We start from the raw sequence: 15,791 nt of genomic DNA, 5'->3' as shown, positions 1-15,791 counted from the left end.
TGGGTGGTGTTGTCGGGCAGCCGCCGTCGAAGAGCCGACGGCCTTACCAGCCGAGGAATCCCGTGAGTGACACCCCATTCGGATTCGGCCTTCCGCCGGAGGAGCCGGAGAACGGCGACGAGGGCAAGAAGAAGGACCAGCAGAGCGGTGGTGGTCAGGGACCGTTCGGTTTCGGACCTGCCGGCTTCGGCGGTCCCGGAGGCGACAATCCGCTCGCAGCCATGTTCGGTTCCCTGAACCCCAACGACCTCGGCGCCGCGTTCCAGCAGCTGGGCCAGATGCTCTCGTACGAGGGCGGTCCGGTGAACTGGGACATGGCCAAGCAGATCGCGCGCCAGACGGTGTCGCAGGGGACGTCCGACGGCGTCAAGGACTCCAGCATCGGTCCCGCCGAGCGCACCGCGGTCGAGGAGGCCGTCCGGCTGGCGGACCTGTGGCTGGACGACGCGACGTCGCTGCCGTCCGGTGCCGGCTCCGCCGTGGCGTGGAGCCGCGCGGAGTGGGTCGAGGCGACCCTGCCCGCCTGGAAGGAACTGGTCGACCCGGTCGCCGAGCGTGTCGGCGCGGCCATGGGCGATGTGCTGCCCGAGGAGATGCAGGCCATGGCGGGCCCGCTGATCGGCATGATGCGCTCGATGGGCGGCGCCATGTTCGGCACGCAGATCGGACAGGCCGTCGGGGTGCTCGCGGGCGAGGTCGTGGGCTCGACGGACATCGGTCTGCCGCTGGGTCCGGCGGGCCGGGCCGCGCTGCTGCCGGCGAACATCGAGGCGTTCGGCAAGGACCTGGGTGTGCCGCAGGAGGAGGTGCGGCTGTATCTCGCCCTGCGCGAGGCGGCCCACCAGCGTCTGTTCGCCCATGTGCCGTGGCTGCGCTCGCACCTGTTCGGCGCGGTCGACGGCTACGCGCGCGGGATCAAGGTCGACACGGCCAAGCTGGAGGACGTGGTCGGCCAGTTCGACCCGCAGAACCCGGAGCAGCTGCAGGACGCGCTTCAGCAGGGCATGTTCCAGCCGGAGGACACCCCGGAGCAGAAGGTCGCTCTGGCCCGTCTGGAGACGGCGCTGGCCCTCGTCGAGGGTTGGGTGGACGCGGTGGTGCACGCGGCGGCGAAGCCCCGTCTGACGTCTGCGGACGCACTGCGCGAGACGCTGCGCCGCCGCCGTGCCACGGGTGGCCCGGCCGAGCAGACGTTCGCCACCCTGATCGGCCTGGAGCTGCGCCCGCGCCGTCTGCGCGACGCCTCGCGTCTGTGGGCGTCGCTCACGGACGCGCGCGGTGTCGACGGCCGGGACGGCCTGTGGGCCCACCCGGACATGCTGCCGACGGCCTCCGACCTGGACGACCCGGACGGCTTCGTGCACCGCGAGCAGCTCGACTTCTCCGAGCTGGACAAGATGCTCGGCGAGGCGGCGAGCGGCTCCGCCGAGAAGCCGAACCTGAAGAAGGACGACGACTCCGAGTGACTCTCCACGGCAACGCGGTCCAGGTGCTGGAGAAGTACGAGGATCAGCGAGATCTCCGACAGGTCTACCTGGACCACCTGGACGGCCATCCGGACGGGATGTGGAAGGGCTGCGAGGACGGACACATCACGGCCAGCGCTCTCGTGATCGACCCGGAGCGTGAGCGGGTCCTGCTCACACTCCACAAGAAGCTGCGGATGTGGCTCCAGATGGGCGGGCACTGCGAGCCGAGCGACGACACGCTCGCCGGCGCCGCGCTCCGCGAGGCCACGGAGGAGTCCGGCATCCCCTCGCTGCGTCTGCTCCAGAGCACTCCGGTCCGTCTGGACCGGCATCACACGCCCTGTGCCTGGCACCTGGACGTGCAGTACGCCGCCGTGGCCCCGCGGGGAGCCGTCGAGGCGATCAGCGACGAGTCCCTGGACCTGCGCTGGTTCGCCTACTCCGAGGTGGCGGGCGTAGCGGACGACTCAGTCGTACGACTGCTGGAAGCAACCCGCGCCAGACTGTGAACGTGTAAGGGGCGACCGCCATGGGCGGTCGCCCCTTACACATCTGCTTTCCGGGCGGTCAGCTCCAGGCGTTGCCCTGGTTCTGCGCCCGGGCCCCGTGCTGTCCCATACCGAACTGGGCGGCGGCGCCCTGGCCGATCTGGGCGTTCTGCGGCGGCAGCAACTCGCTGGGCTGGATCAGCGCGTAGCCGCTGCCCATGAAGCTGAGCTCCCAGCCCTCGCCGGTGTTGCCGCGGCGCCGCCACACTCCGGAGGTGTGCGTCTGGGCCTGCATCTGCACGCGCAGGCCGGTCGACCAGGCGACGATCGCGTCGGCGTCACAGTTGACGTACTTGTCCGGCGTCACCTGCATCATCAGCGGCGCACCCGAGGTCATCAGGGCGACCCTGCCGCGGCCGGTGATGTTGAGCTGGTACTTCCCCGAGCCGGAGATGCCGTACAGGCTGTCGACGGCGATGACCTCGTGGTGCAGCCCGGAGTCCATCGCCAGCACGTAACTGCTGTCGACCGTCAGTCCGTCCTGTTCCACGTCCACCATGTGGATGTGCTGGGCGAGGTTGGCGAGATAGACCGTGCCCTGCCCGTGGCAGCGCATCAGGTCCAGGCCCTCGCCCGTGTGCGCGCGAGAGCGGCCCTGGTTGTTGCTCTGGTACTCGGCGTCGAACTCCATCAGACCCTGGTAGGCGACCATCGTGCCCTTGCGGGCGAGGATGTCGTCGTGGCCCTCCAGGGTGACCCGGAGCATCTGCTTGTTCTGCAGACTCCAGCGTTCCTGGGTCTGCGAGTCGTTGTGCGCGAAAAGTGGGCTCTGCATGGCGTTCTGGCTCCCCCTCAGCCCCGGAACCGGAGACGGTCGGTGCTGTCCTCGCTGGGCTGGACGACGACGATGCCCTGACCGGAGAAGGCCATCTGGAAGGCCTCGCCACTGCCCCGGCCGATGAGCGACTGCGCCTTGAAGCTGCGCTTGCCCTTCACCTTGAGGTTCGGGGACCAGGCGACGAGCGCGTCCGGGTCGACGTACGTCTCGTCGTCGCCACCACCGCAGTCGACGACGATCGGCTTGCCCCGGGAGGTCAGCGCGACCCAGCCCTGCCCGGAGATCTTGGTGTTCCACAGACCCTGCCCGGCGAACTTCGCCAGCCCCTTGACGCGCTCGACGCCCCAGGTGAGGTGCGCGTCGAAGGCGAGCAGGTTGGTGGCGTTGACGGAGATGCCGTCGCCGTTGAGGTTGATCACGACCACGTTCGCGCCGTAGTCGGCGAGGTAGAGCAGGCCGTCCCCCGAGCATTTCATCAGGGGTGCGCCCTCGCCGGTCATCCAGTCCTTGGCGATCTGGCGTACGGCCGGCGGGTTGGGCTCGTACTGGACGAACCCTTCGTAGGCGACCATCGACCCCACGCGCGCGAGGAGGTCGTTTCCGGTCTGCATGGCGACCTTCAGCATGTGGTTGCCGTGGTTCTCCATGCGGGCGGTGACGGGTGCGGGAGCGTAGCCCGCGAGTGGCTGGTTCATGACGGGCTCCCTCAGACCTCGTACGGCTGGACGACGATGAAGTTGCCGGGCGCGCCTCGGAACTGGAGGTTGACGCCCTCTCCGGTGTCGCCGGGGTAGGCGTTGCGACGCATCCGTACCTGGCTGGAGACGACCACCTGGGAGGCGGCGGACCAGGCGACCACGGCGTTGCAGTCGGCGAACGTGGTGGGTGTGACGGGCAGGACGACCGGGACGCCGTGCGTCTTCACGACGATGGTGCCGGTGCCCGTGAACAGCATGGTGAACAGAGCGCCGCCGGGAATGCCGTGTCCCTCGACGCGACGCACCTCGTACTGGAGGCTCTCGTCGAACGCGAGGACGTTCTCGGCGGAGACGCAGATGCCGTCGCCCTGCAGTTCGATGGGGTGCAGCATCGTGGAGTTGTCGGCGAGGAACACCTGGCCCTGGCCGGTACAGCGCATCAGCTGCATCTCCTGGCCGGTCGCACCGCCCACGACGCGGCCTGCGAATCCGGCGCCCTTGTAGCTGAAGTCGACCTTGCCCTGGTAGAGCACCATGCTGCCCTGCCGGGCCAGCACGGGCTGACCGCCCATCCCCAGGTCGACGCGGATCAGCTTCTTGTTCTGCTGGGTCCAGCGCTGCCCGGTCGGCGTCTCCTTGAACTGCTGGAGCGCGGCTGTGACCCCGGCGCCCTGCCCGGCACCCTGCGGTACGCCCTGGGGCACGCCGTAGGTGGCCTGCTGGCCGGGGACCTGCCCGAACGGCGGCTGCTGGCCGTAGCCCGGGGGCGGAGTCGGCTGCCCGTAACCGGGCGGGCCGGGCGGGGCCTGGGGTGCCTGCGGCTGGCCGTAGCCGGGGGGCAGTGACCCGGTCTGGGCGGGCGGCTGGCCGTACGGGGCCTGCGGATGCTGCGGCTGCGCGTAGGGCGCGGGCGCCGGGGCGGGGGGCGGCACCTGGGCGCCGCCGGGCGGTGCCAGGGGCGCGACAATGGTGGGGGCCACGTGCATCGACGGCGCGGGGGCCGGAGCCGGGGGCGCGGTGGCTCCCGGAGGGGGCGCGAAACCCTGGGCGGCGGGCTGCGGAGCGGCCGGAACCGGCGCCGGAGCACCGAACGCGGGCGGCGCGAAGCCGGGAGCGGCTCCGGTCTGGGCCTGCTGCGGAGCGGGGGTCTCCTCCTCGGCGACCTCTCCGCCGAAGTTCTTCAGCAGCGCGTCGAGGCCGCCGTCGAAACCCTGTCCGACCGCGGCGAACCGCCACACGTCCTTCAGGTAGAAGTCGCCCAGCATCACGGCACGCTCGGTGGTGAACTCCGAGCCGTTGAAGGAGTAGCGGGCCACCTCTTCGCCGCCTGCGACGATGCGGATGTACCCGGGGGCGACCTGCGACATCTGTCCGGCGCCGTCGAGTGTGGCCGTGAACGACAGTTTCTGGATCTGCGGCGGGATCCGGTCGAGCGTGACGCGGAAGGACTCCGTGTCGCCCGCCTGGGCGCCCAGGATCTGGATGGACTCCTCGGGGGACTTCGGCTGGTTGAAGAAGACGAAGTACCGGTCGTCCGAGAGCCGCTCGTCGGCGTCGAGGCCGAAGCAGCTGATGTCGAAGGTCAGCCCCGGTCCGGAGATCTGTACGCCTACGTACAGATCCGTGCCCGCTGTGAGATCACTGATCCTGGCCTTGTGGCCGCGTTGGAATTCCCTGGCCATGCGTACCGACCGTCCCCCATCCCGAATGCCGAATGCGTCGGGTCAGGCTAACGGCTAATTCCGGACGTGACCCGAGCCGGTACAAACCCGGTACACAACGCCCCGTCACCACCACGCGCCCACGGCCCGGAGGTCAGTCCCCGCGCGCGGACGGCGTATGCGGCAGCCGGTCGGCGGCGACCACTCCTTCGAGGTATCCACGGGCCCGCTCGGTCCGTGGATACGCGTCCAGGAGCCGCCAGAAACGGGGCCCGTGCCCCGGCACCAGCAGATGCGCCAGCTCATGGAGGAGGACGTAGTCCACGACGTACTCGGGCATGCCCTGCAGCCGGTGCGACAGACGGATGCTGCCCTCGGCCGGGGTGCACGAGCCCCAGCGCGTGTTCTGGTTGGTGACCCAGCGCACCGAGGTGGGCCGGGCGCGGCCGTCGAAGTACTGGGCCGACAGTTGCTCGGCGCGCTCGGCCAGCTCGCTGTCACCGGGCACCCGTTTGTTCTTGCTCTCCTGGGCGGCCAGTTTGTCGAGCATGACAGTCACCCAGCGCTTTTCCTCGGCCTCGGACATCCGGGCGGGGATGAGCACGACGGTGCGATCGCCCTCGCGGTACGCGGAGACCGTCCGGCGTCGCCGGTCGCTCCTGCGAACCTCGATCGCGCTCGCCCCCGAGCCGCTCGGCGGCTGGCTCGTCGTACTGCGCTGTGGGTTTCCGGCGCGGTGCAGTGGGTCGGCGGGCACGGCACGACGTTACCCGCTGTACACGGGGGAAGTCTTGACTCCGGCACGGTTCGGCGGCGATCCCCACCATGCGTTTGATTTGTACGACGAACACACACCACCTGTGGACAACTTTCGACGCCCGATGAGCAGACCGGTCATGCTGGCATTCATCGGCGGACGAGCACTGACATCCACCGACAAACAAGGACTTTGAACGAGGATTCTCTCTGGCTACGGGGGCCTGCCATGCGATCGACCACCACACCTGCAACTGCGTCGGGCACAGCTGTCGCGCTGCCTGCCACGAGCCACTCGGGTGAGACCCGCCCGCGTGTCACTCACCCGATGATGAAGGGCGCGCTGCGCAGCGGCTGGCGGGATCTGAACACGGTGCAGTTCGGGATGACACCAGCCCATGCGATGACACTCGGCCCGATGGACACGGCGACGGGCAGTTTCCTGAGCCTGCTCGACGGCACTCGCGGACTGCCGCGTCTCCACGACGAAGGGCATCGCATGGATCTGCCGGCCGCCCATGTCGACGGACTGGTGGAGCGGCTGAGCGAGGCCGGTCTCCTCGACGACGCGACAGGCGGCGGCCCGGCCGTCGAGACGCTGCGCGGCAAGAAGAAGGTTCTGGAGCGGCTGGGTCCCGATCTGGCCTCCCTCTCCCTCGTCGCACCGGCACCGGGCGAGGCGATGGCACGGCTGGCCGCTCGCCGGTCGCTGCGTGTGCAGGTCCGAGGCGCCGGCCGGGTGGGCGCAGTGGTGGCCGCACTGCTCGCGGGCGCGGGCGTGGGCCATGTCGATGTGCGCGACGGCGGCGTGGTCGAGCCGTGGGACGTCGCGCCGGGTGGCCTGTCCGTCGATTCCGTCGGCGAACGCCGCGACGAGTCAGCGCGGCGCGCGGTCCGCCGCGCGGCCCCGGACCGCGCACCACGGCGTACGGCCGCTCAGTCGCCTCCCGACGAGCACGACCCCGGGCTCTCCCTGGTGATCCTCGCCCCTCGCGACGACCTCGCGGTGCATGCCCCGGACCCGGCAGCCGCAGAACAACTCGTGACCTCGGGCACACCGCATCTGTACGCGGGCGTCGTGGAGGGAACCGGCATCGTGGGCCCGCTGGTCCTGCCGGGCGAGACGGCCTGCGCGGGCTGCCTGGAGCGGTGGCGAGTCGACCGGGACCCTGTCTGGCCGCGCCTGGTGGCACAGTGGCGTTCCGCACGTCCACGCCAGGTCAGAGCATGTGACCTGGCCCTGGCGACTACGGTCGCGGGCCTGACCGCGAGCCACGCGCTCGCCTTCCTGGATGGCAGGACCCCGTCCACCGCGGGCGCCCGCTGGGAGGTCTCCGTACCCGGGCTCGACTGGCACGCCCGCCCGGTCTGGGCACACCCTGCATGCCCCTGCGGTGCCGAGGAGAAGAGTAAGAAGGAGGAACACACCTCGGAGGACGGGGAGTCGCACGAGACAATGGCCGAGCAACGGCCGTCGACGGAGTTACGCCGTAAGGCACACGCGGCGCGGCTGTCCGGAACTTGGAGGGCTCATGTCTGATCTTCCCCGGAAGGCGGTCACCCGTACCGCCAAGCTCGCCGCGCTCCCGCTCGGCATCGCCGGGCGGGCGACCTGGGGACTCGGCAAACGGATCGTCGGCGAGTCGGCGGACATCGTCGGCCGCGAACTGCAGCAGCGCACGGCAGAGCAGTTGTTCAAGGTGCTCGGCGAGCTCAAGGGCGGTGCGATGAAGTTCGGACAGGCCCTGTCCGTCTTCGAATCGGCCCTGCCGGAGGAGGTCGCGGGCCCCTACCGCGCGGCGCTGACGAAGCTCCAGGAAGCGGCGCCGCCGATGCCGACACGCACGGTGCACTCGGTGCTGGAGGCACGGCTCGGCGCGGACTGGCAGGACCTGTTCCTCGAGTTCCAGGACAAGCCGTCCGCCGCGGCCTCGATCGGCCAGGTGCACCGAGGGGTGTGGCACGACGGACGCGAGGTCGCGGTCAAGGTGCAGTATCCGGGCGCCGGCGAGGCTCTGCTCTCCGACCTGAACCAGCTGAGCCGCTTCGCCCGTCTGTTGGGGCCCCTCATCCCCGGGATGGACATCAAGCCGCTCATCGCCGAACTCCGGGACCGCGTCTCGGAGGAGCTCGACTACGGCTTGGAGGCCCAGGCCCAGCGGACCCACGCGGAGGAGTTCACGGACGATCCGGACGTCGTGGTACCGGCTGTCGTCCACCAGTGCGAGCAGGTCCTGGTGACGGAGTGGATCGACGGCATACCGATGTCGGAGGTGATCACCAGCGGTACGCGGGAGCAGCGCGACCGCGCCGGCCAACTGCTGGCCCGGTTCCTCTTCTCGGGCCCCGCCCGTACCGGCCTCCTGCACGCCGACCCGCACCCCGGCAACTTCCGCTTGCTGCCCGGCGGGCCGGCGGGCAAGGACGACTGGCGTCTGGGCGTGCTGGACTTCGGTACGGTCGACCGCCTCCCGGGCGGGCTGCCCGCCACCATCGGCGACTCCCTTCGCCTGACCCTGGACGGCCGGGCCGAGGCGGTCTACGAGGCCCTCCGCGCGGAGGGTTTCGTCAAGGACTCGATCGACCTGGACCCCGACGCGGTACTCGACTACCTTCTGCCGATCATCGAACCGGCCCAGGCGGACGAGTTCACCTTCACCCGGGGCTGGATGCGCAGCCAGGCGGCCCGCATAGCCGACCCTCGCTCCCCCGCACACCAACTGGGCAAGCGCCTCAACCTGCCCCCGTCGTACCTGCTGATACACCGGGTGACCTTGAGCACCATCGGTGTCCTGTGCCAACTGGGAGCGACGGTTCGCATGCGCGCGGAGCTGGAGGAGTGGCTGCCGGGATTCCTGCCGGAGGCCGAGGAGGAGTGCGCGGCTGCCGAGGCGTGAGCCCGATTCACCACCAGGCCGAGTCGAGCCGCCCCTCGATCGCCCTGAGGTTCTCCCGGGCACACGTGTCGCAGAGGTAGTGGCGCGTTCCGTTCTCCACCGAGCAGGTCCAGGTCAGCGGCGGGCCCTCGGCCCGCGTACCGCAGTGGGCGCAGACGACGGGTCGGGGGTCCGTCGAGGAACCGCCGTCGTCACCGCCACCGGGACCGTCACTGCTACCGGGAAAACTCGTCACCCGGCGACGATATCGCCGCGACCGGCGCCCGGGAGGGGACAACGCACCGCGGGGGCCGGTCCGTTCTGACGGACCGGCCCCCGCGGGAGGCGGCTGCTGTTACTGCGGAGCTGCCGTGGTCGTTACTGCATGACCGCCATGGCAAGCGCACGGCGGGCACGCAGCGAGGCGCGCTCGGCTCGGCGCTGGAGCCGACGGGCGGTCACCACGCGGTGCGCGCGGCGTTCCCGCTCGGCCTCCTGAAGGCGGTCGTGCATATGCGCACGAGCCAAGGCTTCTGGGATGAGTTGCATCTCTCGGGTCCTGTTCTGGCGCGAGTCGTTCGCACCGGTGGTGGTGAAGTCCGGGGTCGCGGAGCCGACGGGCTCGCTGGTGGTCGGCGTCATCGGGGCCTGCTTCTTGGGGTCGTGCGTGAAGGGGCGGTCGATCGTTCCTGTGATGTTCATGCTGTGACCGGGTTCTTGCGCGGACGGCCACGGGGCCGCTTGCGGGCCACGACGACACCCTGGACGAACAGTTCGCCACCCCAGACGCCCCAGGGCTCACGCCGCTCCTTGGCGCCGGCGAGGCAGGCCTCCATCAGCGGGCAGGTGCGGCAGAGGGACTTGGCGTACTCGACATCGGCCGGCGACTCGGCGAAGAAGACCTCCGGGTCGTAGGAGCGGCAGGGGACGGGTACGCCGAGGTTCTCGATGGCGTCGTCGAGCGCGGTGAGCGCAGTGAGCGGGATCAAGGTGCTGTCCTCCGTGAGGCCGGGCGGGGGGATCGTTTCGGAAGGCGGTACTGACGGGGCGTGCGCTTCGAGTTGCACGGGTTGTTTTCCTCGTCTGGTCGTTCCGGCCCTGTTGGGCCGGGTGCGGCTGGTACCGGCGGGTTTTCTCTTGTCCCGAGGCCCCTTCGCTCCGTCGTCCCCGTTCGGGGAAAACAGAAGGGCCGCGGATCCCGGATGGGGTTCCGCGGCCCTGAAGGCGCCGGCCTGATCGATCAGGCTGGATCACTCCAGGGTTCTGGCCCACGGAAGGCCCACATCGTGTGGTGCTGCGTCGTCTGCTTGAGGGATCCGGCACCGGCCGCAAAGGCATAGGCCGGGGCCTTTGCCTCTACTGCTCCTGCTTCCAGTGCCTTGCTCGGTCGCTCATTGCGCTCACGGACAGGGAGAGCCGCGAGAGACACGGTGGACGCCGGCCGGACGGCAGGAATGCCGGACAGACCGGTGCCCAGGTCCGAGACGCCGAGCATGCACAGGGAAGCGGTCGAGAGATCGGTCATTTTGACCGTGCTGACAGAGCTGGTGTAGATGCTGATCACTGGACTCGCCTCCTCTCGGCGTCTTGGGGGACTGGGGTGAACCAGTCCAACGGATATACGACTATGAAGTACAGCACAGGGCCAGGGCTTCTGAGAAGACTCTGTTCCCGTGGCTAAGAACCTATGGGGATTCCCGGGGCATGCGCAAACTATTTTTCCGACGAGTTTGAATCAGTCACTGCCGTCCACCCCCTCTACTTCCTGACCTGCACAGATGGCCAGAACATCGGATCCGTACCGGTTGAGCTTGCGGACTCCGACGCCGGGGATGCGGGCCAGCTCCCCTGCTTCGTCCGGGACGGTCTCCGCGATCGCCATCAGGGTCCTGTCGGTGAAGACACAGAAGGCCGGCTGCCCGCTGCGCGTCGCCTGGACCGCCCGCCACTCGCGGAGCCGCTCGTAGAGGCCCTCGTCCATGTCGGAGGGGCACTCGTCGCAGCGCATCAGCTTCATCTCGCCCGCGTCGGTCAGCGTGCGCCCGCAGACCCGGCATCGGGCCGGGGTTCTCTGCGTCCTGCGCGGGGCTGCTTCGGGGCCGCCTCCGAAGCCGCGCACGATGCCGCCGGAGCCGGCCGCGCCCGTCCGGACGCCAGTGGTGACGGAACCGGGGCGCAGGCCGTCGAGGAAGCGGCTGGGGCGGCGGTTCGGCCGCCCCCCGGGCGCACGGGAGAGGGCCCAGGAGACATGGAGGCGTTCGCGCGCGCGGGTCACTCCGACGTACAGGAGGCGGCGTTCCTCCTCGATCTGTTCATCGGTCTTCGCGTAGGTGATCGGCATCATGCCCTCGGCGACTCCGACCAGGAAGACGACATCCCATTCCAGGCCCTTGGCCGAGTGGAGCGAGGCGAGGGTGACGCCCTGCACGGTCGGGGCGTGCTGGGTGTTCGCCCGCTCGTCGAGTTCGGCGACAAGATCGGCGAGCGTGGCGCCCGGTTTCGCAGTAGTGAAGTCCTGCGCGAGGTTCACCAGTGCGGCCAGCGACTCCCAGCGCTCCCTGACGGCCCCGGATCCCGCCGGCGATTGACTGGTCCAGCCCTCCCCCGACAGCACGGCACGCACCTGGGAGGGCAGGTCGACGACGTCGTCCAGGAGGGAGTCGTTGGCTCCGAAGCGGGCGGCGGCGCGCAGCGCGCTGATCGCCTTGCGCACCTCGGGCCGGTCGAAGAACCGTTCGGCGCCACGCAGCTGGTAGGGGACTCCGGCGTCGGCGAGTGCCTGTTCGTACGTCTCGGACTGGGCGTTCGTCCGAACCAGGATGGCGATCTCACTGGCCGGCACGCCGCCGGCGACGAGGTCCCGGATGCGGCGGGCGGCGCCTTCGGCCTCGGCGGGTTCGTCGGCGTACTCGGTGTAGGCGGGTTCGGGTCCGGGGTCGCGCTGGGAGATCAGTTCCAGGCGGTGTTCCGCGGCGCGGCCCCGGGCCTGGGCGAGCAGGCCGTTGGCGAGATGGACGACCTGGGGGGTGGAGCGGTAGTCGCGGACCAGCTTGACGACGGTGGCGCCGGGGTGGCGGATACGGAAGTCGAGCAGATGGTCAGGAGTTGCTCCTGTGAACGAATAGATCGTCTGGCTGGCGTCGCCGACCACGCACAGGTTGTCCCTCTCCCCGAGCCACAGCTCCAGCAGCCGCTGCTGGAGCGGGCTGACGTCCTGGTACTCGTCGACCACGAAGTGCTGGTACTGGGAGCGGACCTGCTCGGCGATGTCGTGCCGGTCCTGGAGCACGGCGACGGTGAGCAGCAGGACGTCCTCGAAGTCGATGACGGAGCGGTCCCGCTTGAGGTCCTCGTAGGTGGCGTAGAGCTGGGCGATCTCGGCCGGGTCACGGGGGGCGACGCGGCCGGACTTGGCGACGGCGGGCACGTAGTCGGCCGGGACGGTCTGAGTGACCTTGGACCATTCGATCTCGGCGGTGACGTCCCGCAGTTCGCCCCGGTCGAGGCGGATGCGGCAGGCGGCGGCGGCATCGGCGACGAGCTGGATCTTGCGGTCGACGAGTCGGGGCATGGCGCCACCGACAGCCTTCGGCCAGAAGTACTGGAGCTGGCGCAGCGCGGCCGAGTGGAAGGTGCGCGCCTGGACTCCGCCGGCGCCGAGCTGGCGCAGGCGCCCGCGCATCTCACCGGCGGCACGGTTGGTGAAGGTGACGGCGAGCACGCTGGAGGGCTGGAGCACTCCGGCGCGGACGCCGTAGGCGATGCGGTGGGTGATCGCCCGTGTCTTTCCCGTGCCGGCGCCCGCAAGCACGCACACCGGACCGTGCAGGGCGGTGGCCACCTCGCGCTGCTCGGGATCGAGTCCGTCGAGCACCGCGTCGGCCGAGTCCGGAACCTGCGGGAAGAGGGTGGAGTGCGTTGCTGCTGTCACACGGCCATGCTGCCAGGTCGCCGGAGACGGGTGAGCCGGTTGTCCACAGGCAGCCCCTTGCAGTCGTACAAATGCGGCAGGCACCCGCCTCGGGACGCCCTGTCGGAACGCCCTGCGGGAATGGCGGCCGGGCCGCGTACGTTCCACCACAGCGAGCACCCGTCCCCCGAACTGCTGAGGAGCGCGAGAGACATGCCGGGCACTGTGACGATGTACAGCACCACGTGGTGCGGATACTGCCGTCGGCTGAAGAGCCAGATGGACCGCGAGGGCATCGCGTACAACGAGATCAACATCGAGCACGACCCGGACTCCGCAGCGTTCGTGGAGAAGGCGAACGGCGGCAACCAGACGGTTCCGACGGTGCTGGTGATTCCCTCCAACGACGGCCCGGAGGTCGTGATGACGAACCCGAGCCTCGCGCAGGTGAAACAGGCTCTCGGCGCCTGACCCCGCGTGTCAGAGACCCCCGACCGGCCCAGCGGCCGTGCGGGGGTCTTCGCGTGCCCGGGACGTCGGCGGAACCGGCTCAGAGGCCGCCCTCGTGCGTCAGAGCACGCTGCCCGGCTTCGGCAGCGGCTTGCCGTACCAGAGTTCGATCAGTCGGGCCGCGATCGAGATGCCGTACGGCGGGAGGACCTCGCCGGATTCGAAGCCTGCGCGCAGTTCCTCGCGGGAGAACCAGCGGGCCTCGTGGATCTCGTCACCGTCGACCTCGATGTCGGTGGAGACGGCGCGGGCCATGAAGCCGAGCATGAGGCTGGACGGGAACGGCCAGGGCTGGCTGGCGACGTACTCGACCTGGCCGACGTGGATGCCGGCCTCCTCGAACACCTCGCGGCGGACCGACTGTTCGATGGACTCGCCGGGCTCGACGAAACCGGCGAGCGTCGAGAAGCGGCCCTCGGGCCAGTGGACCTGGCGGCCGAGGAGGATGCGGTCCTCCTCGTCGGTGACAGCCATGATCACGGCCGGGTCGGTACGCGGGTAGTGCTCGGCGCCACAAGCCTGGCAGCGGCGGATGTGGCCGGCGGCGGCGATGACGGTGCGCTCGCCACAGCGGGAGCAGAAGCGGTGCAGGCGCTGCCAGTTCTCCAGGGCGACGGCGTGCACCATCAGGCCCGCGTCGCGGGGCGAGAGGAGCAGGCCGGCCTCACGCAGGCCCGCGGGGCGCGCGGACTGGTCCATGCGGCCGGGCAGGGCGTCCTTCTGGAGGGCGAAGTAGCTGGTGCCGTCGTCGTCGTTGCCGAGGAAGTAGCGGTGCGCTTCGGTGAGCGGGGCTTCGAAGGAGGGGGTCATGACGAGTTCGGTACGCCCCTCGGACGTCTCGTCGATGAGTACCTGGCCGCCGGAGACCACGAAGCAGCGGGTCGTGGGGTGGCTCCACGCTGCGGCGAGCCAGGCCTCGTCGAGCCGGTGGTGCGCGGCCCGGTCGATGCCGCTGGGGGCGGTGAGCGAGATGGGACGGTCGGCGGTGTGGTCGGTCCAGGTGGTCACAGGTGCTTCCAACTCCCCCGGTGGAACGGATATTTCGGCGGGCGGTTCAGCGGGACGTGGGCGGGGACGTTTGGAGGGCGGGGGTTTCCGGGTGGGTTTGCGCGGAGGCGGGGCGGTGCTTCCGGTCTCCCCCGGGGCGGCTGCCGGTCCGGTCGGCATCGGGTCGTCAGGAGTCATGGCGCCAGTTCCCTGCCAGGTCGCCCCACAGATAGGCGGTGGTCTCGACGCCCTTGAGGAGCAGGTCGATCTCCACCTTCTCGTTGGGGGCGTGCCAGCCGTCGGAGGGGACGGAGATACCCAGGAAGAGCACGGGGGCACCAAGGACGTCCTGGAGGTCTGCGGCCGGGCCGCTGCCGCCTTCACGTGTGTAGCGGACCGGTTTGTCGAAGGCTCGGCTCATGGCGCGTACGACGGACTGCAGGGCGGGGTGGTCGAGGGGGGTCAGGCACGGGCGGGTGGCCGCCGCGAACGTGATCTCGTGCCGGATCCCGGCGGGAACGCGGGTCGCGGTCCAGTCGCGGACGATCTTCTCGATGTGGTCGGGGTCCTGGCCGGCGACCAGCCGGAAGGAGAGCTTCACCATGGCGGAGGCCGGGACGATCGTCTTGCTGCCGGGACCCTGGTAGCCGCCGCCGATGCCGTTGACCTCGGCGGTGGGACGCGTCCAGACGCGCTCCAGGGTGGTGTGTCCTGCTTCGCCGTGAGTGGCGTACGACTTGGCGGTGCGCAGCCACTGCTCCTCGTCGAAGGGGAGTTCGGCGAGGAGTTCGCGCTCACGGGTGGTGGGTTCGGTGACGCCGTCGTAGAAACCGGGGATCGTCACACGCGCGTGCTCGTCGTGCAGAGCGGCGACGAGGCGGGCGACGGCGGTCGCCGGGTTGGGCACGGCGCCGCCGAAGGAGCCGGAGTGGATGTCCTGGTCGGGGCCGTGGAGCTGGATCTCGCACTCGGCGAGGCCGCGCATGCCCGTACACACCGTGGGGGTGTCTTCGGCCCACATGCCGGTGTCGGAGACGATCACGGCGTCGGCGGCGAGCCGGTCGGCGTGGTCCTCGACAAGGGAACGGAAGTGGACGGATCCGGACTCCTCCTCGCCCTCGACGAGCATCTTCAGATGGACTGCGGGTGCGGTGCGGCCGGTGGTGGCGAGGTGGGCGCGGACGCCGAGTGTGTGGAAGAACACCTGGCCCTTGTCGTCGGCGGCCCCGCGCGCGCGGAGGCGGTTTCCCCGGACGACCGGTTCGAAGGGGTCGCTGTCCCAGCCGTCCTCCAGGGCGGCGGGCTGCACGTCGTGGTGGCCGTAGACGAGGACCGTGGGGGCGGCGGGGTCGTCGGCGGGCCACTCGGCGAAGACCGCCGGGGCGCCCGGTGTCGCCCAGACCTCGACGGTGGGGAAGCCGGTTTCCCTGAGTTTTGCGGCGAGCCAGTCGGCGCTGCGGCGTACATCGGCGGCGTGGTCGGGCTGGGCCGACACGGAGGGGATACGCAGCCACTCGGCGAGGTCGTCGAGGAAGGCGACGCGGTGCTGCTCGATGTACGTACGGACGGCGCTGTCCGGGGCCTGGCTCATGGTCATG

General features: G+C 70.1%; 16 protein-coding genes. 5 read left to right on the top strand and 11 right to left on the bottom strand.

Annotated features, from left to right (window positions below):
* Window positions 1-62 precede the first annotated feature (62 nt).
* Together OHN74_RS29250 and OHN74_RS29245 are read left to right on the top strand one after the other, a co-directional pair.
* Window positions 63-1,466, top strand: coding sequence for a zinc-dependent metalloprotease (locus OHN74_RS29250; protein WP_327697569.1), 1,404 nt, complete (start codon window positions 63-65; stop codon window positions 1,464-1,466).
* The gene (locus tag OHN74_RS29245; protein WP_327697568.1) at window positions 1,463-1,978 is read left to right on the top strand and encodes an NUDIX hydrolase; all 516 of its coding nucleotides are present in this window, start codon (window positions 1,463-1,465) and stop codon (window positions 1,976-1,978) included. Before OHN74_RS29250 ends, OHN74_RS29245 begins: the two co-directional genes overlap by 4 nt.
* A 58-nt stretch (window positions 1,979-2,036) precedes the next feature.
* On the opposite strand, the gene OHN74_RS29240 is transcribed toward OHN74_RS29245, so the two are convergent.
* The 4 genes from OHN74_RS29240 to OHN74_RS29225 form a co-directional block, all read right to left on the bottom strand.
* Complete coding sequence (locus OHN74_RS29240) at window positions 2,037-2,792, bottom strand: AIM24 family protein (RefSeq protein ID WP_327697567.1); 756 nt, start codon at window positions 2,790-2,792, stop codon at window positions 2,037-2,039.
* A gap of 17 nt (window positions 2,793-2,809) precedes the next feature.
* Window positions 2,810-3,490: an AIM24 family protein gene (locus tag OHN74_RS29235; protein WP_327697566.1), complete on the bottom strand. Its 681-nt coding sequence runs from the start codon at window positions 3,488-3,490 to the stop codon at window positions 2,810-2,812.
* Between the two features lie 11 nt (window positions 3,491-3,501).
* On the bottom strand, window positions 3,502-5,175 hold the full coding sequence (locus tag OHN74_RS29230; protein ID WP_327697565.1) for a TerD family protein: 1,674 nt from the start codon (window positions 5,173-5,175) through the stop codon (window positions 3,502-3,504).
* 133 nt (window positions 5,176-5,308) lie between these two features.
* Window positions 5,309-5,911, bottom strand: coding sequence for a M48 metallopeptidase family protein (locus tag OHN74_RS29225; protein WP_327697564.1), 603 nt, complete (start codon window positions 5,909-5,911; stop codon window positions 5,309-5,311).
* A 327-nt stretch (window positions 5,912-6,238) separates the two neighbouring features.
* Between OHN74_RS29225 and OHN74_RS29220 the strand changes: the two genes are divergently transcribed.
* The gene (locus OHN74_RS29220; protein ID WP_327697563.1) at window positions 6,239-7,450 is read left to right on the top strand and encodes a TOMM precursor leader peptide-binding protein; all 1,212 of its coding nucleotides are present in this window, start codon (window positions 6,239-6,241) and stop codon (window positions 7,448-7,450) included.
* Window positions 7,443-8,807: an ABC1 kinase family protein gene (locus tag OHN74_RS29215; protein ID WP_327697562.1), complete on the top strand. Its 1,365-nt coding sequence runs from the start codon at window positions 7,443-7,445 to the stop codon at window positions 8,805-8,807. The genes OHN74_RS29220 and OHN74_RS29215 overlap by 8 nt, the downstream gene beginning before the upstream one ends.
* Window positions 8,808-8,814: 7 nt before the next feature.
* Here the strand turns inward: OHN74_RS29215 and OHN74_RS29210 are convergent, their stop codons facing one another.
* The 5 genes from OHN74_RS29210 to OHN74_RS29190 all read right to left on the bottom strand — a co-directional run bounded on the left by OHN74_RS29210 (window position 8,815) and on the right by OHN74_RS29190 (window position 12,717).
* The gene (locus tag OHN74_RS29210) at window positions 8,815-9,042 is read right to left on the bottom strand and encodes a hypothetical protein (RefSeq protein ID WP_327697561.1); all 228 of its coding nucleotides are present in this window, start codon (window positions 9,040-9,042) and stop codon (window positions 8,815-8,817) included.
* 122 nt (window positions 9,043-9,164) lie between these two features.
* Complete coding sequence (locus OHN74_RS29205) at window positions 9,165-9,488, bottom strand: hypothetical protein (RefSeq protein WP_164409200.1); 324 nt, start codon at window positions 9,486-9,488, stop codon at window positions 9,165-9,167.
* Entirely contained in the window at window positions 9,485-9,853 is a 369-nt protein-coding gene (locus OHN74_RS29200) for a WhiB family transcriptional regulator (RefSeq protein WP_020119791.1), read from the bottom strand. The genes OHN74_RS29205 and OHN74_RS29200 overlap by 4 nt, the downstream gene beginning before the upstream one ends.
* A gap of 173 nt (window positions 9,854-10,026) precedes the next feature.
* The gene (locus OHN74_RS29195) at window positions 10,027-10,350 is read right to left on the bottom strand and encodes a hypothetical protein (protein WP_327697560.1); all 324 of its coding nucleotides are present in this window, start codon (window positions 10,348-10,350) and stop codon (window positions 10,027-10,029) included.
* Between the two features lie 171 nt (window positions 10,351-10,521).
* The gene (locus tag OHN74_RS29190; RefSeq protein ID WP_327697559.1) at window positions 10,522-12,717 is read right to left on the bottom strand and encodes an ATP-dependent DNA helicase UvrD2; all 2,196 of its coding nucleotides are present in this window, start codon (window positions 12,715-12,717) and stop codon (window positions 10,522-10,524) included.
* Window positions 12,718-12,909: 192 nt separating this feature from the next.
* Here OHN74_RS29190 and OHN74_RS29185 point away from each other — a divergent pair, with 192 nt between their 5' ends.
* Complete coding sequence (locus OHN74_RS29185) at window positions 12,910-13,167, top strand: glutaredoxin domain-containing protein (protein ID WP_327697558.1); 258 nt, start codon at window positions 12,910-12,912, stop codon at window positions 13,165-13,167.
* A gap of 99 nt (window positions 13,168-13,266) precedes the next feature.
* On the opposite strand, the gene nudC is transcribed toward OHN74_RS29185, so the two are convergent.
* Complete coding sequence (gene nudC, locus OHN74_RS29180; protein WP_327697557.1) at window positions 13,267-14,214, bottom strand: NAD(+) diphosphatase; 948 nt, start codon at window positions 14,212-14,214, stop codon at window positions 13,267-13,269.
* Window positions 14,215-14,380: 166 nt separating this feature from the next.
* Complete coding sequence (locus tag OHN74_RS29175) at window positions 14,381-15,790, bottom strand: dipeptidase (RefSeq protein ID WP_327697556.1); 1,410 nt, start codon at window positions 15,788-15,790, stop codon at window positions 14,381-14,383.
* Between the last annotated feature and the right edge of the window lies 1 nt (window position 15,791).

This window comes from Streptomyces sp. NBC_00459, assembly GCF_036013955.1.
Classification (GTDB): Bacteria; Actinomycetota; Actinomycetes; order Streptomycetales; family Streptomycetaceae; genus Streptomyces.
This window is presented reverse-complemented; position numbering and strand designations above follow the sequence as displayed.